The organism is Nocardiopsis sp. NPDC006832, from assembly GCF_040635885.1.
GTDB lineage: Bacteria > Actinomycetota > Actinomycetes > Streptosporangiales > Streptosporangiaceae > Nocardiopsis.
The window spans coordinates 42571-61357 of sequence record NZ_JBEYLC010000015.1 but is presented as its reverse complement, the minus strand read 5'-3'; the positions used below and the strand labels follow the sequence as shown (position 1 = coordinate 61357).

General features: G+C 65.2%; 13 protein-coding genes. 10 read left to right on the top strand and 3 right to left on the bottom strand.

The annotated features are described in order from the left end of the window. The first annotated feature begins 37 nt into the window (after positions 1-37). The 8 genes from ABZ717_RS10115 (at position 38) to ABZ717_RS10080 (ending at position 14995) form a co-directional block, all read left to right on the top strand. Positions 38-2176, top strand: a complete 2139-nt coding sequence (locus tag ABZ717_RS10115; RefSeq protein ID WP_358507905.1) for a UvrD-helicase domain-containing protein — start codon at positions 38-40, stop codon at positions 2174-2176. A 187-nt stretch (positions 2177-2363) separates the two neighbouring features. After that, entirely contained in the window at positions 2364-3971 is a 1608-nt protein-coding gene (locus tag ABZ717_RS10110; protein WP_358507903.1) for a hypothetical protein, read from the top strand. Further along, a complete protein-coding gene (locus tag ABZ717_RS10105; protein WP_358507901.1) occupies positions 3968-4522 on the top strand; it encodes a hypothetical protein in 555 nt (184 codons plus the stop codon). The genes ABZ717_RS10110 and ABZ717_RS10105 overlap by 4 nt, the downstream gene beginning before the upstream one ends. Then, positions 4519-6591: an Hsp70 family protein gene (locus ABZ717_RS10100; RefSeq protein ID WP_358507899.1), complete on the top strand. Its 2073-nt coding sequence runs from the start codon at positions 4519-4521 to the stop codon at positions 6589-6591. The genes ABZ717_RS10105 and ABZ717_RS10100 overlap by 4 nt, the downstream gene beginning before the upstream one ends. Before the next feature lie 95 nt (positions 6592-6686). After that, the gene (locus tag ABZ717_RS10095) at positions 6687-10238 is read left to right on the top strand and encodes a competence protein CoiA family protein (RefSeq protein ID WP_358507897.1); all 3552 of its coding nucleotides are present in this window, start codon (positions 6687-6689) and stop codon (positions 10236-10238) included. A gap of 863 nt (positions 10239-11101) precedes the next feature. Continuing rightward, positions 11102-12301, top strand: coding sequence for an ISAs1 family transposase (locus ABZ717_RS10090; RefSeq protein ID WP_358507895.1), 1200 nt, complete (start codon positions 11102-11104; stop codon positions 12299-12301). A 454-nt stretch (positions 12302-12755) separates the two neighbouring features. Continuing rightward, complete coding sequence (locus tag ABZ717_RS10085; protein ID WP_358507893.1) at positions 12756-13532, top strand: DUF4253 domain-containing protein; 777 nt, start codon at positions 12756-12758, stop codon at positions 13530-13532. Positions 13533-13762: 230 nt separating this feature from the next. Beyond that, the gene (locus tag ABZ717_RS10080; RefSeq protein WP_358507891.1) at positions 13763-14995 is read left to right on the top strand and encodes an MFS transporter; all 1233 of its coding nucleotides are present in this window, start codon (positions 13763-13765) and stop codon (positions 14993-14995) included. Between the two features lie 278 nt (positions 14996-15273). Here the strand turns inward: ABZ717_RS10080 and ABZ717_RS10075 are convergent, their stop codons facing one another. The 3 genes from ABZ717_RS10075 to ABZ717_RS10065 all read right to left on the bottom strand — a co-directional run bounded on the left by ABZ717_RS10075 (position 15274) and on the right by ABZ717_RS10065 (position 17072). Further along, complete coding sequence (locus ABZ717_RS10075) at positions 15274-15687, bottom strand: hypothetical protein (protein ID WP_358507889.1); 414 nt, start codon at positions 15685-15687, stop codon at positions 15274-15276. A 216-nt stretch (positions 15688-15903) separates the two neighbouring features. Next, entirely contained in the window at positions 15904-16500 is a 597-nt protein-coding gene (locus ABZ717_RS10070) for a hypothetical protein (RefSeq protein ID WP_358507887.1), read from the bottom strand. Between the two features lie 404 nt (positions 16501-16904). Then, the gene (locus ABZ717_RS10065; RefSeq protein ID WP_358507886.1) at positions 16905-17072 is read right to left on the bottom strand and encodes a hypothetical protein; all 168 of its coding nucleotides are present in this window, start codon (positions 17070-17072) and stop codon (positions 16905-16907) included. Between the two features lie 268 nt (positions 17073-17340). On the opposite strand from ABZ717_RS10065, the gene ABZ717_RS10060 reads away from it, so the two are divergent. Then, positions 17341-17892 carry a DUF4352 domain-containing protein gene (locus ABZ717_RS10060; protein WP_358507884.1) on the top strand — a complete coding sequence of 184 codons (552 nt, stop codon included), beginning with the start codon at positions 17341-17343 and terminating at the stop codon, positions 17890-17892. 119 nt (positions 17893-18011) lie between these two features. Further along, complete coding sequence (locus ABZ717_RS10055; RefSeq protein ID WP_358507882.1) at positions 18012-18713, top strand: hypothetical protein; 702 nt, start codon at positions 18012-18014, stop codon at positions 18711-18713. Positions 18714-18787 lie beyond the last annotated feature (74 nt).

The window sequence follows — 18787 nt, the reverse complement described above, 5'->3', positions numbered from 1 at the left end:
CCCCGAGTCGTACCAGCCAGAAGGAGACCTCCCCCCCATGCCGCAGCTCTTCCTGGGCCAGCAGTTCTTCGAGAGCGGTGAGTACGACGAGCTTCCGCCGTCGGCGCGCAAGAACGTCCGACTCGCCATGGAGAAGTTCGGTCTGCTCACCCCCGCCGAACTGAAGGCCGATAAGGGCCTGAACTTCAAACCACCCCAAGCGCGCCGCAACCGCGACATCTTCACCTTCAAGGTGGACAACTTCTACCGGGGCGTGGTCCTGGCGCCCCCGAGCGGCGACAGCTACGTCCTGCTCAAGGTCATGAACCACGACCCCGCCTACGACTGGGCCAACAAACAGGATGCGGGCGTCAACCGGCTCACCGGTGCGGTGGAGATCTGGGACGACGAAGGGCTGGATCGCCTCACCCCCGACCTGGAGGAGCGAGCCGCCCCGACCGCACCCGAACAGCGTCTGTTCGCCGGGATCTCCGACGGCGAGCTGACCACCTTGGGTCTGAGCGAGAAGGTGTTGCGCGCGGCCCGCACCGTCGTGGACGCCGACGCCCTCGTCGACATCGTTCCGTTCCTGCCCGAGGACCAGGCGGAGGTGCTCCAGTACCTGGCCGCCGAGTTCTCCGTGGAGGAGGTCTGGCGCGACATCGTCGCCCACCGCCCCTCCGGTGCGGTCAGCGGTGACATGGACACCGCCATCCGCAACACCCCCACCCGTGTGCGTCTGGTCTCGGGGTTGGACGAATTGGAGGAGATCCTTTCCCAGCCCTTCGCGGCCTGGCGGATCTTCCTGCACCCGGCGCAGCGCAAGGTCGCCTACAAGGCCAGCTATCCCGGTAGTTACCAGGTGACCGGGGGCCCCGGTACCGGAAAGACCGTGGTGGCCATGCACCGGGTCAAACACCTGCTCACCTACCTACGCCCCGACGAACGCATCCTGCTCACCACCTTCACCAACGCCCTCGCCGACGCTTTGGGCATGGGCATCCGCCGACTCGTGGACGATGCGGCCCACATGGAGCGGCTCGACATCACCACCGTCAACTCCCAGGCCAGCAAGGTCCTGACCGAGGAGAATGGTGGGCGCGCCCCGCGGTTCATCAGCGACGTGCAAGAGCTCGACCGCTGGCGCACGATCGTCCAGGACCAAGGTCTGGAGTGGAACGCCGAGTTCCTCCAACAGGAATACCGGCACGTCGTCCTCGCCCAGCGTCTGGACACCCTGGAGGAATACCAGGACGCCACCCGTAGCGGAAGGGGAAGCCGTCTCGCCGGTGCCCAACGGGAACGGGTGTGGAAGGCGATGACCGCCTTCACCACCGGTTTGGACTCTGACGGGATGCAGACCCACCTTCGTGGTTGCGACCTGGCCGCTCGGGTTCTGGAGAAACAAGGCCCCCGCTTCCGACACGTGGTGGTCGATGAGGCCCAAGACCTGCACCCCGCCCAGTGGCGGTTCCTGCGCGCGGCCGTAGCGCCCGCGCCCGACGACCTGTTCATCGCCGGCGACCCCCACCAACGCATCTACGACGCGAAGGTCTCCCTGAAGACCCTCGGCATCAACGTGGTGGGCCGTTCCCAGCGGCTGCGCCGCAACTACCGCAGCACCCAGCAGATCCTCACTTGGTCCCGGCCGTTGTTGGACGGGGCGAAGGTGGAGTCCCTGGCCGATGGCGGTACCGAGTCCCTGGCCGGGTACCGCTCGGCGCTCCAAGGACCAAGGCCCACCACCTACGCCGCCGCCGACCACGAGCAGGAACTGGACGGCCTCGTGGAACGGGTACGCGAGTGGATCGACGCCGGGGTGGAACCATCATCGGTGGCGGTGGCCACCCGGGTCCGGTGGGTGGCCAAGGACGTGGTGACCGCCCTGAAGGAGGCCGGGATCCAAGCGCGCGATCTACGTGGAGCCGACGAGGACACCCCCGGGGTGCGCGTGGGCACGATGCACTCGCTCAAGGGTCTGGAGTTCCGATGCGTCGCCGCGGTCGGGGTCTCCGACGGAGCGGTGCCCAACCCCAAGGCGATCACCCCCGAAGAGGTGGACGAACTCCAGCACAAGGCCGACATGATGGCGGAACGGTGCCTGCTCTTCGTGGTGTGCACCAGGGCCCGCGACCACCTGCACATGTCCTGGCACGGCGCCCCGAGCCCGTTCCTGACCGAGGCCGGCATCGCCTGACCACGCGTTCACTCGAACCGGGAGTCCCCGAACGCATCACTCTGCGTGGTCGGAAGCGGGCTCATCTTGCACTTCCCGGTTCGGTGATCAGGCCGGTAAGATCCTGGAAGCTTGGTGAAGGTCCGAACCCGCACGGATTGTCACGTTCCAAGGTCGTGCCCCTCCTCTGTGAATAGAGCTCGTCAACGTGGAATCCAGTGCCTCCCGTGCGCGCGAAGACGCTTTGCTCGAACAAGAGCTGCGCCGTCTCGAACGGGTCCGAGCCAGAAGGAAGCTAGGGCGTAAGGACAGCGTCTGGCAGGAGTTTCAGGTCGACCCCGAACGGATTCCGCGACTGCGCGCCGTGGTCGAGGCCGTTCTCGAAGACGCCGGTGATGGACCGGCCCCGCGAGAACTTCGGAAACTGTTGGCGGAACGGATGTGTCCCGGCGCGCCCGTGTTGCTGATGCGGGCCTTGATGGAACTTCCTCCCGACATCGCCATCACCCACTTGGAGGAACTTCACGAGATCGGGGCTTCGGCGCTGACACGCTGGACCCGTGTGGGCGTGATGCTGGCCGCCGGTGAACGGAACACCGCGGCGGAACTCAATGACCTCCCACCTCACACTCCCGCCTTGAGCCTGTGGCGCGACAGCGAGTTGCTCCGTCGTGGGAACAAGCTGCGAAGCCTGGAGCGGTTTCTGGAGCGGGCACCGCTCAGTCTGGTGGACGATCTGGTCGACCGGGGCACCGCTTTCCCATTCACCGGTACAGAGCGGGTGGACGAGCAAGAGAATCGCTATCTGTTGGCCCGCCGTTCCCCTGAACGGCTGACCGAGGAACAACTCGACGAATTCGACTGGCCGGAGGAATCGTGGCGTAGACGACTGCTCCAAGACCCTTCGTGCGAGATCCCGGCTGAAGCACCGGCGCGAATCTCCGATCTGGCGGCCGTGGCCTTGGGAGACACTGATGCCCTCACAAGGCTGAGCGGTGCACTCGACGCACGAACCCGGAGTCTGGTGCTTCAGCTCCTCAGTGCGGTGGATCGGCCTGAAGTCTGGCCCAAGGCGATCCTCAAGGAGGAGGCCTTGTGGCCGGTGCTGGAGAACTTGTATTCAGGGCCGATCGAGACAGCCCACCAGGAGACATCTGGGTTCGTTGCGTGGCGGGACCTGCGGGCGGCCCACAAGGAGTTGCTTCAGGTGAACCCGTCCGCCTACGAGCGGATCGGTCCGCACCTGGACGCCGATGAACGGTGGGTGCGAGAGGAAGCCGTTGCGATGGAGGTGTACCTCGACCTTCGATTCGCGGAAAATGGTGACTCCTCAGCGTTGCGCAAGGCCTTGGACCGGTTGCTCGCACTGGAGAACCGTAGCCTCGGCACGGATGCCAACATCTCCTGGCTCCGAGACCGACTCGCCACGGATCGCAATCGACGTGGGCCACTGTTCAACCCCTACCTGGAACTCGGTGTGGCCCATGGGGCGCCGCAACGAGAGTGGCGGGAGACTTGGCGTCGACTCCGGCGCACGCTCCAGGGACGGCCTGAGGAACTCTCCGACATCAACAAGGCCCGTGACTTCATCCGGGACATGGAGGCGACCGGAAACGCGGGGAGCCACCCCTTGTACGTCCTGCCTATTTTCCCGGACCGGCTCTTCCCCACGCCCAAGGTCTCCACACGTTTGGTGTCTCAAGCCCGGCCGTTGCCGCGCAGGACCGAACCGGTGTCGGAACAGGAGCGAGAGCGGCTACGCATGGACGCGCTCACCTCATTTCTTCAGGAAACGGTCTCAAGGAGGACGGGATGATCGGTGATGAGGGGTTCAACGAGGACATCGATGAAAAGCTCGGACGGATCCTCGCGGACCTGACAGGCGAAGAACGTGAGTACCTGATGAGCGTCGTCGCCGTCGGTATGGAACCCAAGAAGCTCATCGCTCCGCTCGCCGCGAGCCTGGTCGACGTGTTCCGTGAGCATTCGGATGATCCGCTTTCCCCATCGGAGGCGCGAGAGATCGCCCGACGCACCCTGGTGGAGAACATGCGTGCCAGGCAGACCCACCTTTCACAACTGGCCCAGCTTCTCCAGGACGTGGAGAAACAACGGGGTGAAGGTGACCCCCGTGTCCTGACCCGACGGATCCTGGACTTTTGCCGCAGCAGTGGCCTGAAGAAGGTCACCGACATCGAGGACCTTTCCTTGTTCCGGGTGGTCTCCGGCCAGTCCGGTCCTGATACCGAGGCCAGAGTGCTGGTACCGGCCTTCGTCGACGAGATCAGTGGTCGCCTGGTGCTCGCGGGGGAGATCGTCTTCCGGGTGCCGAAATCGGGTGGGAAGAAGAGGAAGGGATCGGCATGACCTTCGGAATCGATTTCGGTACGACCAACTCGGTGCTCGCTCACTGGAACGGCGAGAAGGCCGAGGTCATCGCGCTGGACAGCACCAACCTCGACGCCTGGAACTACCCGGCCTTCGCTTCTCTCTTCCCCTCTATGGTCGGTGTGAGTTCGGTACGTAAAAACGTACTGTTCGGATGGGAGGCCAAACTCCGTTCCGAGCAGTTCACCCCTGCCGCCAAACGGCTTCTGGCCGGTGATGGCGAGATCCAGGTCGGCCACCGCTCCTGGCCGGCCTCCACCGTGGCCTCCGGTATCTTCCGTACGATGCGCCACCGCGCCGAGGAGGAACACTTCCTCGAACTGAACACCGCCGTGGTCACGGTGCCGGCCAACTCCGCGGGCGCCGCCCGATTCCGCACCCGGGCCGCGGCCAGGGAAGCGGGTATCCGGGTCGACTCGCTCATCAACGAACCGACCGCCGCCGCCCTTCACTACAAGCATCGGATCGGTGACGCCGGACTGGAGAACATCCTCACCTTCGACTGGGGTGGTGGCACCCTCGATGTCACACTCATGGAGGCGGAGGGCGATGGTGGGTTGTTCGAGGAACGAGCCGCACGCGGTGTGCCTCGACTGGGTGGTCTGGAACTCGATATCGCTTTGGAACGTCTGGTCATCCAAAAGGCCGGAAGACGCCCGAAAGGGTTGGCCGAGCGGACCGCGTTCGACCGCGAGATCGAATTGGCCAAGATCCGCCTGTCCACCGAAACCGTGGTCGCCGTTCCCATCCCCGGAGGACGGAGCAACGTCGAGATCACCCGAGAGGAATTCGAGTCGGCCATCCGCCCGGTGGTGGAGCGGGCGGTGGAACCGCTCCGGCAGTGTCTGGCCGACCTGGACATGGTGATCGAGGACATCGATTCGGTACTGATGATCGGTGGCAGTAGCCAGATCCCACTCGTTCGGCAGAGAGTCGGTGACATCGTGGGGGAGAGTCTGGTTTCCAACGAGTTCTGTGACCCCATGACCTCCGTCGCCCAGGGCGCCGCGGTCGCCGCCGCCATCAACAACGGCGACGTCGACATCGATCTCGCGGTGGGCACCACGCACGCGCTGGGAACGGTGTCTACCCGCAAACTGGGCCCCGGAAAAGAGGTGCGGTCCTTCAGCCCGATCATCCCGCGCAACGCCACCCTTCCGCGTGAACAGGAGAAGAACTACCGCCCCAACGACGCCGGACAAAAGCGCATCACCGTCGAGATCTGGGAAGGCGACCCCGCCGACCCGGTCATGTCCGAAGAGGGGGCGGACAACAAGTCCAACATCTGCCTGACCAAGCTCCCCATCGACCTGCCACCGTTCGAGGATCCGGAGAAGGCGACCTTCACCCTCACCTACACCTACGACATCAGCGGCCTCCTCGGGGTACGTGCCGTGATGGACCGGGACGGAGCCGTCCTGGTCGACCGGGAGATCAACGCCTTCGGTCTGTCCACTACGGGAGTCGGGGTGAGCGCGGCGAGTCTGCGGGAGTTCATGGAGACCAGACCGCGTTTACCTGAAACCGAGAGAACACCGCCCATGGAGACGGTTGTCGAACCCGCCCCGAATCCCAAAGACGTGGCCAAGGCCGCCGCACCGAAACCGAAGCTCGCGACCACCGCTGTTCCTTCTCCTGCCGGACCGTTCGTGGTGGACGGTTCCAACCTCGCCTACGAAGGCCGGGGGCGTGCCAGTCTGGCTCGGCTGTACTCGGCGCTGGAGGAGTTGCGCGCCGAGCACCCAGGCGCCGAGGTCGTGGTGGTCGTCGACGCGAACTTCCGACATGTGGTCGCAGATGAGGAAAAAGCCGAAGTGGATCGGGAGATCGACAACGGAGCGTTGCACCGGGTCCCGGCCAGGACCGTGGGCGGTGCCGACGTCTTCCTCTTGGAGGTCGCCCGTCGGAAGAACGGAATCGTGGTCAGCAACGACGGTTTCAAGGAACACGTCGATCACCACGGGTGGCTTGCCGCTTCGGGGCGGCTACTCGGAGCTGAGGAGATCGCCGGGATGTGGGTGTTCAAGGAACGGCGTCCTGCCGTGTAGCGCTGGTTCTAGGAGGCACAGCGGTGAACGTCGGGGACACACGCAAGGTTCAGACCGCCGTGGTGGGAACGGCGCGCTCTCGTGACCCGGTTCAGATGCCGGAGACTCGTTTCGAGGCCGTCCGATTCAGGGCCGACCACGCCCACCGAAGTTTCTGGTGCGGTGTGTGGTTGGGCGGGTGCGGTAAAAAACTGTCCACCCGTGTGGGCAAGGTGCGCATCCCCCACTTCGCCCATTACCCCGAGTTTCCCGAACGGCACGTGTGTCGGCGTAGGTACACCGACAGCGCCAGCGCCGACCATCTGTACCTGACCCGGGACCTGGAAAACTGGCTGGTCGCTCAGGGACGGCGCACCCCCGAGGTGGATCTGCGCGGAGACTTCGCGGAGGGAGACACCTGTCGGCAGGCGGTCCTCACCACCGATCGGGGCCTTGTCTCGGTCGAGTTCAGTCCGGGTTTGCAGGAGGAGAAGGGCGAGCACGCGTGGCGGACCCGACTCTTCGGGCCACGGGCGATCCCGCCCCCACGAATGGTGAAGCAGCAGCGGTACGTGCTGAGGGCACGTCTGGGCACGCCCACGGGGCGCTACCGGACCGAGATCGGCACCATGACTCCGAGGGGGGAGACCCGGTGGACGCCACTGAGAGACTGCGTCCTCACCGAACGAGGGTTGACCACCCCGCACATGCCCGTGCTGAAACCGACCGGTGAGAGGAAGACACCATCCCCCGAGATCTTCGGGCTGCCCCTGGATCATCGTGACCTGATCGCCTACCCCAAGGGAGAACACAGCAGCGGCCGCCACGGAATCGAATCACCGAAGCATGCGCACCGTCTGGCCGTGTATTTTCAGGCTCGACAACAACAGCGACGGGCCGGACATCTATGGCTGCCCGAACCGGTGAGTGGCCTGGCCATCGGTGCACCGCACCGGATCACCGGCCCCGCCTGGGCCGACCTGGACCGCAGCGCACCTGAACGATGGAGCGTACGGGCCCAAGGCCTCACCCCGGTCGATACCGAACCACCAAAACCCGAACCGGTGCCCGCGTCGTCCAAATCCACACCGGTATCCGCAACGCCCGAGACCACCTCGCCGAAGCTCTCCCCACCCGAGCCCGAGGCCGTACCGGTGCCCGAGGCAAGGCCGGTTCTCGCCGTACCCGACCGGATCGATGTGCCGGGCGTCGCCGACGTCGGCCTCGGTAAGGGAAAGCTCAAGCACATACCGGACGAGCTGTTGGAACGTAGCTCACCGCCTCCCGAAATGCTCGGTTGGCTGTCGAAGAACGGGTGGTCGGGAGGAAAACAGGCGAAGGATAGAGGATGGGTGTCCTTCGCCATGATGGACGAGAACCGTGTCCGCCAGATGCGGGGTCCCGAGGCCTCGCACGTTCGAACTCTCGTGGTCCTGCGGCGGCTCGGTGAGCGCTGGCTCGCGGCCTGCCTGCTGGACTCTTTCAACCGGGATTTCATTGCCATCGGTGCCTCCGTTCTACGTGACTGGTCCAGACAGACCGAGGACGCCGCCATCGCGAGAATGGAGGAGTGGCCTCAAATCCGTTCCCACGCGGTTCTGGAGAAAGGTGTCTCCCTGAGCGCCATCGAGAAAAGCCGTGCGCATGCACGTGTGGCGCTCCAGCTGCTGGGAGTCCTCGCGCTCTTGGGTGAGTACCGCGCCGTCCGTTCCCTCGTGGACGACGCCATGACACGAGACCTCGACTCGGGATGGAGCAAGAGATTCCAGTCCGAGGGGGTGCGGGAAGGCTATCGGGTCGAGTTCGATGACAAGCGGAATTCCGTTTTTCGCATTACTTTCACCGACGCGAACGGTGTTCGTGGCGAGGGGGCTCATAGAGACAGGGAGGTGGCTAGAAAAATGGCCGCCAAGTCCTATGCCGCCAGAACCGACGTGTCCTCCCTTTCCAAGAAGATCGTGAAAGGTGTGACACCCCGCAGCGTGGATTCCCCACCGATCACACCGCGGAACTATAGACGTCTTCCCGAGGAGTGGCAGGAGGGCCTGTGCGGCGTCCACAAGACCCTCGTACCGGGTGGTCGAGGGGAGGGGTGGGTGGTGCAGGCCCTCACCGATGCTTCCTGGGCCGAACAGAACCGGTCGCTTCTGCTGGCCTCGGGACAGAAGGACAATGGGATGCTCGCCCATCAGGGGAGCACCATCGGCCATCTGTTGCGCACACACAGACACAGCAGGAGACTCCTGGAGAGGACCATCACCCCGGACGAGGACGAGATCCAGGTAGGTCCCGTCCCCGCCGGGGACTGGAGACGTTTCCTGGTCGAAGTCGGAGCCGACCGTCTGGTGCTCACCGGGGACGGGGCCGCTCGGCCCAAGGCCGAACAGACCGCGGCCAAGGCTCTCATCGGCGCCTGTTGGCGCTCGTGGCCACGGCCTTCCGATTTGGTCGACACAGATCTCTCCGCGTTCTTCGATGTTCATGACCTCATGCCCGATCCGGTTTCCTGGAGGCGGAGGATGAACACGTTGTTCGGGTTGACCGGTGAACTCAAGAGTGAACCGGCCCAAGCCGAATCCTCTTTCCACACCACGTCCCTGGTGCTCGGATGGAGGGAGCATAGGGCCATATTGCAAGGCCCGCTCGTGCTCCCCAAGACCCGGCATCGAATACTGGCCACCCTCACCGAGAGGACCCTGCGTATCGCGGAGAAGGTTCGTTCCGCCGACCCATGGGAGCTGTCCGAGACCGAGACCCCGGTGGCCGAGGTGTTGATCGCGGCCCAGCTCTCGGGGCCACGGGAGGAACCGGACAAGCGAGACCGCGACTATCTCGTTCGGCGTGGGCACCTGGGAATCGATCATCTGGGGCGGGGGGACATCGACACCTTCGCGGCTTGGGCAGAACAGGTCGACGAACTGCACGGCCACGTCGAGGAGGCCGAACTCACCAGGGTGGCCCGGCTCTACCGCACACTCCTGATGTCGATGAAACCGGTGCCGACTCCGGCTTCGCGGCGTATGTCACGGCGGCTGCTCACCCTACTGGACCTCACCACCATGACCTCCGCCGAACAGAAGGAGGTCAGGACGATGATTGCCGCACTCGCCTCCCTGGGCAGGGTTTCGGCCTCATTCGGCCAATACGCCTCGGTGGGACGCTTGCCGTTGGCGAAGACCGAAGGCGCGAAGCCCGCGCCGGAGGTGGACTTCTCCGACGCGGGTCACCGAGAGGGGCCGGCGACGATCACGTCACGCCAGGCCGGGGCGCTACGGGAATTGATCGCTCGAATCCGTGTCGACGACGAGTCGGCGGAGGTCGAGGTGGCGCAGGAGGAGAGCGGTGTCTACGTCGTCGTCTCGGGGGTGGAAGGAGTGGACCACGGCGAGGTTCACATGCTGGCGGACCTTCTGTCCGAGGTGGTTCCCACCTTGACCTTCGAAGCGCACGAGGACGAGTACACGGTGATGATCCTCAGGGAGGATCCCATCGACTCTCTGCTCCAAGCCGGAGCGCGGGCACTGCGTGACTCCTTCCGGCTTCCACCGCGACTCGCCGAGGCCCTTACCCGGTTGGAGGCGTCATTCCAGACGAGAGAAGAGCAGGGGAAGGAGCCGGACCTAGGGATGTGGGACGCGCTGCGACGAGAGTTGCAGGGTGTGCTCTGAGCTAGTCGCCCGATGTACCCCGTAAGGATCACGATCCGAAGACACAGGGATCGATGTGTAGTGCACGTAGAGCACTCCCTGTACGACAGCCCGTGGGTGAGGCTGGGCAGGGCCGACATCATCACCTCCTCGGGAACGGTTTCGAGTGCCGCATCGTGTCTCCACCCGTGAAACCACGCCTGCATCTGCTGATCTCGATCTTCGTACCCGTGGGTGGGGAAACCGTCCGCCAGGATCACCGGCGGCCCTCACACCACCGGCCACGTTCTGGCTGAAGGAGCCCTTATCGATCCCGATGTCACCGCCGCTGAACCCCTTCGATTCGACCTCTCGCAGCACCTCGTCCGTGAGTGGTTCGAGTTCGACCAACGCGAATCCTTCCTCGGGGGCTCGACTTCGATGGCCGGATAGTCTCCCGAATGCGATGCGTACGCCGCGCGGGCAGCCTCCACTACGCGGTACCGCCACAACTCCCCACCTGTTCCCCTGCCAACACGACGAAGCCGTCCTCTCAGGGGAGCGGCAAGACCGACAGGTACCGAAACGGTGTCGATGAGCCGATCCCCTTCCGGGACCTCCCATAGTCAACTCATCCGCTTGACCCGTTGCGGGTGGTCCGGTTCCCGAGGGGCATCGGCCGTGAAATGATTCGTGCCCGAAGACAGCCCGCGGCCGGCCAAAGGAAGAAACAGCGCCGTGCGCACCCAGGGCTCGTTCAAGTTCCTGGATCACGCAGTTCATCCGATTTGACCTGGAACGATACACACAAAAGCAGGCACGGAACCCGAGATCATGAAGGTGTCTAAGCCACATGATCACGAAAGTCTGCCGTGCCTGCCCACCTATCCTCCCCGATCCCGCCCGTGCTCGCCAAACTCGGCCCCCTGGACCCCGACTCCATCACCGACCTGCGCCCCTACCTGGACACCGTTCCCGACCCACGCTCCCCACGGGGACGCCGGCACCCCTTGACCTGCATCCTGCTCGTGTGCGCGTGCGCCACCATCTCCGGCGCCAAGAGCATCGACGAACTCGCCGAGTGGGGCCAACGCGCACACCCCACTCTCCTGGCAGCGCTCGGGGCACGACCCCACCCCCTGGCCTGGCGTCGCTCACCTTCGGCACCCACCATCGACCGCGTTCTGGCACGCATCGACGGTGACGCGCTCGATGCCGCCATCGGTGCCTACCTCGCCGACCAACACCAGGCCACCGCTGAGGCGACCGAGAGCGAGGACACCCCGAGGCGGCCCGCGATCGCCCTGGACGGCAAAGCACTCAAGGGCTCAGCCCGCCTGGGGCAACGCTGCCGCCACCTGCTTTCCGCCATCACCCACCACCGCCCCATCACCCTCGCCCAGACCGAGGTGGGCGCCAAGACAGGCGAGACCCGGCACTGTCGACCCCTGCTGCGTGACCTGGACCTGGCCGGGTGCGTGGTCACCTTCGATGCCCTGCACACGGTCAAGGACCACCTGAGCTGGCTCGCAGGCACCAAGAAAGCCCACTACATCGCGGTGATCAAGACCAACCAGCCCCTCGCCCACCAGCAGATCTCGGGTCTGCCCTGGTCACAGGCCACCATCGCCCACACCCGATCCGAGACCGGGCACGGACGAGTCGAGTCCCGCTCGATCAAGGTCATGGCCATCGCTGACAGCCTCGGCGGTATCGCCTTCCCCCACGCCAAGCTGGCCATCAGGGTTCACCGCCGCCGTCGGCAAAGGGGCAAGAAGCAGACCCGCGAGACCGTCTACGCTCTCACCAGCCTGGACGCCCACCAGGCCACACCGGCCGAGCTCGCCGCCTACCTGCGGGGGCAATGGGCGATCGAGAACTCCAGCCATCACATCCGCGATGTCACCTTCGCCGAGGACGCCTGCACCGTCCACGCTGGCAACGCGCCCCGAGCGTTGGCGGCCTTGAGGAACCTGGCCAACGGTGTGCTCCACACTCTGCGGGCGGACAACATCGCCAAGACCACCCGCGCGATCCGGGACCTACCCGAACGAGCTCTGCCGTTCTTCGGGATCAGTTACGAACCCGACCCTTCAGGAACTTGAACGAGCCCTGGTGCGCACCACCGCGGACAGCCGGGCCCGTCCCACCACACCCATCATGGTCTGTCCTTCGCCACTTCCCCTAAGCCGTTCCCAAGGTCCCACGAAGTCATCGACCGCGCTCTTCGGCCGACACCTTGGAGACGGAAGCCGCCCCCTCCCCGTCGAATTATTCCAATGTCGCCAGGACCCCCGTCGCCGTTCTCCCCGGCGATGCCGAACACCTTCAGAAGACCGCGGAACGCTTCGCGGCTATTCACCAGGAAGCGGAACCGGCTCATGCCCAATACGTCCAGCCCCTGAACCAGAGCGAGAACGACCTCGGTGTCGATCAGCGCCCAATCCTAGAAGCCTCGGCCCTTGGTCTGTTTCCAACGGGGTCGCGCTGCCATACGGGGCCGGGTGGTTCTTCTCCGCACCCAGGGGACTGTCGCAGGGGGCCCTACAGTCGACGACCATGGAACTCCCAGAAGCACGATCCCTCCAGCTTCCCGCCGGCCGTATGGTGTCCTCGGCTCAGGGGGAGCCGGTCCTATGGCTGAGTGACGCTCCGGTTTCATCGGGCCTGTGGTCTCGGGTGCTCGCCGAACACCCCCGTTTCGGTCTGTGGCCCTTGTTGCTGGATGGGCGTCACCACGAACCCGATCGACCATGGGAGTCACAGGAGTTGACCGTCTCGGGGTTCTCCCGTCTCACTGAGCATGACCCGGAGGAACTGTTCACCACGTGGTGGAACGAGCACGCTCACGTCAAGGACGGTGTTGCCCCTCCGGAGTCACTGGAGACCGCGCCGTTCGGGCTCTGGCCGGGCCGGGCGCCCGCCCATGGCGTTCAGCGAGGAGCCGCTGAGCAGAGGGCGTGCGAATACGCCGAACTCCTCGTGGAGTACAGGCACGGCTGCAGACTGGGGCTGGTCCGGGCCAGGTCGGGGGCCGAGGCGATGACCGAGTCCGGATGGACGGGGCCGCTCAACTACGACAATGACACGGCCGTGTTCGCCTGCGTGGTGGCCGACTGGGAGCGCCGCTTCGGCGCGAGAGTTCTGGGCTTGGGGTTCGACACCCTGACCCTGAGTGTGGCCGCCCCACCCACCGACATCGATCAGGCTCTGCGCGTGGCGGCCGAACACTTCGCGTTCTGCCCGGACAACATCCTGCAGAACCCTCCGCACCGACTGAGAGCCTACGCCGAAGCCTTGATCGAACGTCCCCTTTGGAACTTCTGGTGGGACTGACCGTGTCCGGACACCCGGACGGACAACGGCCGCACACACGCCGCGCAGCCGACTCTGGCGGAAAGTTCCGCCGAACCGGAGTGCGTTCGGCACCGCGGCCCATGTCGAGGGCGGGGTGCTCTCTCGGCACTGGCGGGACCTCCAGATGATGGCGGCCCATCGCGACGTGAAATGGCACGACAACCACGCCGTGTTCGCCATGGCTTCGACCGATCGGATACTGGTCTGACATGCGCGCCTACCTGTCCTTCCTGGCCACCAACCGGCGACCGCTGCTGGGCTGCTTCGTCCTCTTCCTGTTCTCCGCCTTCGGCCAGACCTTCTTCGTCTCCCTCTTCTCCGCCGACATTCGCCAGGACCTCGACCTCACCCATGGCCAGTTCAGTTCCCTGTTCATGATCGCGACCCTGGCCGGCGCCCTGACGATGACCCAACTGGGCAAGGTGGTGGACCGTCACGGCGCTGGGCGGATCGTTCCCGCGCTCACGCTGATGCTGGCGTTGGGCGCCGCGATCATGGCGCTGGCCACTCAGGTGTGGATCCTCTTCCTGGCCCTGTTCATCCTGCGACTGTTCGGGCAGGGCATGATGACCCATACCTCCTTCACCCTCACCGGACGGTGGTTCGACCGGGAACGTGGACGTGCCACTTCGGTGGCCACCCTGGGGTTGAACGTCGGTGAGGCCGTCCTGCCGCTCGCGATCGTCGCCCTCTTGGCCGTCGCCGGATGGCGGGAGGCGTGGTGGATCGTGGCCGCGCTGCTCCTGTTGCTGGCGTGGCCGATGTCCGTTCTCATGCGTTGGAGGCGCACGCAGACCGGCGCGGTCGATGGCCGACCGATGACCGTGGTCCGCGGCTGGACACGACGTCAGACCCTGCGCGACCCCTACTTCTACCTGCTGCTCGCGGCCATGGCCGCGCCGGCCCTGGTCGGTAACACCGTGTTCTTCCACCAGGCGTACCTGACCGAACTGCGTGGGTGGTCCCCGGCCCTGTTCGCCTCGGCCCTGTCGGTGTACGCGGTCACGACCGTGGTGTTCAACCTGGTGGGAGGTGTCATCGTCGACCGCCTCACCGCACTGCGGCTCGTCCCCTTCTACCTGGTCCCCCTCGGCCTGGGATTGCTCGTCCTGGCGGCGGCGGAAGGGCCGTGGAGCGTCGTGCTGTTCATGCTGCTGTACGGGATCACGAACGGGTTGTCCCTGAGCCTGTTCGGGGCGGTGTGGCCTGAGGTGTACGGGGTGGAGCACCTGGGCTCCATCCGGTCGATCATCGTGGCGGTCCTGGTGTTGGGTTCCGCCGCGGGTCCCGGTGTCACCGGGCTGCTGATCGACGCCGGCGTCGGTTACCCGGCCCAGATCATGACCCTGGGCACCTACTGTCTGCTGGCCTCGGCCGCTGCGGCGTGGTTCGTCTCGCGCATCCGGGCCCGACTACGGGATGAGCGCATCGAGGTGGTGTGAGCCGACCGAGCACCCTGGCCCGAGAGCCCTGGAATCCGGGCGCCGTTCCGTCTCTTCATCGACCTTGAGTGCGGCGTCTCCGGGTGACCCGCCCTCCAGCACGCCGCCGATGGGGATTTCATGCCCGGGTCTCGGCCATGAGGCGATGCCGCCACAGAGACAGGACGTTGCCCTGCCCGCCCGAATCGGACCGGGTGCTTCCGACAGGATCGACCGGAAGCACCCAGGGCACGTGTTCCTTGGGCCAGGCCAGGCCGAGGCGGTAGCGGCCGGTTTCGCTACGTCGACCGTTCCGGCACGCTGTTCGGGGCGGTGGTCAGGGTGAACTCGACAGCGACGCAGCAGAACAGCTCACGTCGGCTGCGACCGTCCTTCTCCAAGCCCTCGAAGAGTGCTCGCAGTTCCTCTTCGACACCCGGCATCACGTCCTCGTTCCAACGGACGCGCAACCGGCTCAGGAGGAGTCGCGGCGTCTCGTAGGCAAGTTCGAGTGAGACGTCGTCGAGACGGGTGATCTCCAGCGCGACCTCCTTGGAAACGGTGGCGTTCACCTTCTCCAGCGGCAACCTCAGAAGAGGCCCCCGGACAGGGAGGATGCGCATCTCCAGGTCCTTACCGGAACCGGTGACGCACAGCTTCTCCAGGGGTAGACCCCCGACGGGCAGAGCCGGGGACCAGACTTCGGATGTCATCGAACCTCCACGTTGCGCCGGCCGGACCATGGCCGGCCGGGAGCGAACAAGCACACTCGTTGTATACGGGTAGGCACTGACAGTGGAGATTCGGTGGTCACTCGGGCCGGTTTCAGGCGGCTCGGGGAACGAGGCCGGCGCGACTCCGTCGAATGTCTCGCCCGGGTCGGTCACCAGTTGCCGGGGAAGGTGTCGAACGGTGCCCGCGAAGCCCCGTCAGGGAACCTCCACCACGGCTACCTCGGGTGCCGATTCCGCTGACAGGTCGATCACGGAGAGTTCGGTGTTCTCGGGAACGTCGAACACCAGCTCGTACTCGGTGCTGTTGCCGGGGTTGGTCTCGTCCGCGAAGGCGCAGATGTTGTCGTCCGTGGAGTACTGGGTGCCGTCTTCGGAGTACGCGTACGCCCCTTCCCAGGAATCCGACGGCGGGTAGGCCGGCGCCGACCCCACGTTCTGCGCCCTGATGGTGAGCACGTGGTACTCGCCCGACGCGGAGTGCTGCTCACCACACGACTCATCGTTGTAGGTGGCCGAAGTGCGCGAATCGGTGACCTCGTAGTCGAACACACCGTCGCTCGGCTCGCCTTCCGGAGGCCCGGCGGGTACTTCCGAGGGCTCTTCCTCGTATTCCTCCATCGCCTCCATGTCCGTCTCCTCGACGGGCACTTCGGTATCTTCCGCGAAGTCCTCGAACGCGGACTCGAATTGAGAACGGATGTAGGCCTGGTTTCCGAACCATCCGATGCAGAAACCGAACAACAATGCGACCACGCCGATCGCGGTAGCCACGATCCACCCGGTTTTGTTCACAGTGATCTCCTTGCAGGGGCCGGTATGGAGCGGGCAGAGCAACCGGCTTGGACATGGTGCTTTGTATTCTATCCGGCGTCGCGCGTATCGCGGGTCGGATTCCGCAGGTCATGGCCGCTCTTCGTCGAGCTTGGTGCGACCCCGCTGCGGGGACGGGGCGTCATCGTGCCAGAGTTCCCCAGGGAGATCGAAAAACTTCGATTCGGCATATCGGTTTACCCGAAAGAGCGCCAGGAATTGTAATTCCGATCACACTTCCATCGCTGGAATCGAGGGCTGCCGAACGCATTCGTGACTCACCTTCCTGGGGTGCCCCGAGTCGCGGGCATGGGTCGGACGCTCTGTCCGCGCCGCGCTCTCGCCCTGATGCCATCGAGAGCGCCTGTTGGTGTGGGCCAGGCCGTTCACGCGCCCCGATGGCCAATGGGGGTGGAGGGCAGGGAGGTCGCGGGGGTAATGGCCGCCGGCGCGGCGGAAGGGGAGGGAGGTTCCAGACGTACGGTCTCGTTCTCATCGCAGCCGGTCAGGAGCAGGCCGAGGGCGGCGGTGGCGAGGGCGAGGCGACTGCGCATGGGGACTCCTTGAGTTGATGTCAGATGTGAACGCTATGGTGTTAACTATATTCACACACGCTTAGTGTATATTGCGTGAAGCGATGCAGGGGTCTTCTCCGCGCCGCCCGGCCCTCGGCGGAGTCGACTCCGCCGGTATCCACATCCACCAGACCGGAGTGATCCCATGAGTTACGGCCACTACCCCCACGGTCGACCCGCTCCCGGTCCCCGACCGGGCATGTCCACCGGTGCCAAGTTCGGCCTCGGATGCCTCGGGTGCTTGGGCATGGGCGTGATGGGTTTCTTCGCTCTGCTCTTCCTCGGAGCGCTGGTGTCCACCACCGATGACGGGGGTGACACCACGGTGGCCGACGCCCCGACCGGTACCGACGACGAGGGCGGTGGAGGCGAGACGGAAGACGAGGGCGCGGAAGATGCGCAGCCCGAGGAAACGCACCCGAGCCTGGGAGAGAGCATCGAGCACGGAGACTGGGAGATCATCGTGCACGCGATCGAGTACGACGTCCCCACCGCGCAGCTCGACGAGTTCTTCGCCGAGGAGCCCTCGGGGCAGTGGGTCACCGTTGAGTTGACGGTGAAGAACATCAGCGGTGAGCCGCGGTCGTTCGGTGAACGAGACCAGGTCCTCATGGACGAGGCCGGTTCCATGTACCGGTATGAGCTGTGGGCCTCCACGCTGTTCGGCTTCGACACCAACCCCGGTTCCGAAGAGACCGGCGTGCTCGCCTACGACGTGCCGGTCGACTTCGAGGTCGACCACATGCTGGTCAACGGACAGGGCGGTTTCGCCGATGGGGTCCGCGTCGACCTGGACTGAGCCGGGCCGTGGGCCTTCGACGTTGAGGCTCTGGTTCGCAATCCCTCGTCCGAGTGAGTCAAGAGTCCTTTCCGGTTCGGAATTCGGTGCGGACGGCACCGGGAAAGCGGTGATCTGCCATGTCCGATGATTCGGTGCGCACGGAGGACGGTGCACTCGACCAGCTGCGGGAGGGCGGCCGTAGAAAGCCGTCGCTGCCCCTGGTGCTGATCGTGGTCGGGGCGCTCGGCGCGGGAGCCCTCCTGGGGTGGTCGTCGCGAGCGCCGGAGCGCACGCCGGTCTACCTGGAGTTGTCCGAACGGCACGAGTCGGCCGGATCCGACCTGGAACAGGCTCTGGAGAAGGAACTGGACTACCAGGACACCATCAGTGGGCTGCGCGAAGAGGTGGAACAGCTCGAACGCCCCTTCCGGGAGCTGGACGAACGCGAGGACGGATTGGACGACCGGGAAGAAGGGATGGACACCCGAGAGGGTGAGCTCGACGACCGTGAAGGCGATCTGGACGAACGCTCCGAAGAGCTGGACCAGCGAGAAGAGGACCTGGACACCAGGGAGGGCGAGGTCACCGACCTGGAGACCGAAGCGGAGGAGAACCGCTTCCCCGGCTCCGGGACCTTCCTCGTCAACGACGAGATCTCACCGGGGACCTACCGCTCTGGGGACACCGCGAGCTGTTATTGGGCGAGACTGTCCGGAACCGACGGTTCCTTGGATTCGATCATCGCCAACAACTTCGGCGGTGGCCGTCAGATCGTGACCATCAGCGGTTCGGACATGGCCTTCGAGACGAGCGGCTGCGGTGAGTGGAACCGGGTCTGAGTCTCGGGCGGTCCTTGAACCCGTGGTCCGATGCCGACCATGGTTGTTCGTCCCGGGTGGACGCCCTCCCCTGC

Bases quoted from the DNA above. Each gene is read 5' to 3' on its own strand.
- ABZ717_RS10095 (WP_358507897.1), top strand. From the start codon at position 6,687: ATGCCGGAGACTCGTTTCGAGGCCGTCCGATTCAGGGCCGACCACGCC.
- ABZ717_RS10065 (WP_358507886.1), bottom strand. From the start codon at position 17,072: ATGCGCAGTCGCCTCGCCCTCGCCACCGCCGCCCTCGGCCTGCTCCTG.
- ABZ717_RS10100 (WP_358507899.1), top strand. From the start codon at position 4,519: ATGACCTTCGGAATCGATTTCGGTACGACCAACTCGGTGCTCGCTCAC.
- ABZ717_RS10060 (WP_358507884.1), top strand. From the start codon at position 17,341: ATGGGCGTGATGGGTTTCTTCGCTCTGCTCTTCCTCGGAGCGCTGGTG.
- ABZ717_RS10075 (WP_358507889.1), bottom strand. From the start codon at position 15,687: ATGACATCCGAAGTCTGGTCCCCGGCTCTGCCCGTCGGGGGTCTACCC.
- ABZ717_RS10055 (WP_358507882.1), top strand. From the start codon at position 18,012: ATGTCCGATGATTCGGTGCGCACGGAGGACGGTGCACTCGACCAGCTG.
- ABZ717_RS10080 (WP_358507891.1), top strand. From the start codon at position 13,763: ATGCGCGCCTACCTGTCCTTCCTGGCCACCAACCGGCGACCGCTGCTG.
- ABZ717_RS10085 (WP_358507893.1), top strand. From the start codon at position 12,756: ATGGAACTCCCAGAAGCACGATCCCTCCAGCTTCCCGCCGGCCGTATG.
- ABZ717_RS10105 (WP_358507901.1), top strand. From the start codon at position 3,968: ATGATCGGTGATGAGGGGTTCAACGAGGACATCGATGAAAAGCTCGGA.
- ABZ717_RS10115 (WP_358507905.1), top strand. From the start codon at position 38: ATGCCGCAGCTCTTCCTGGGCCAGCAGTTCTTCGAGAGCGGTGAGTAC.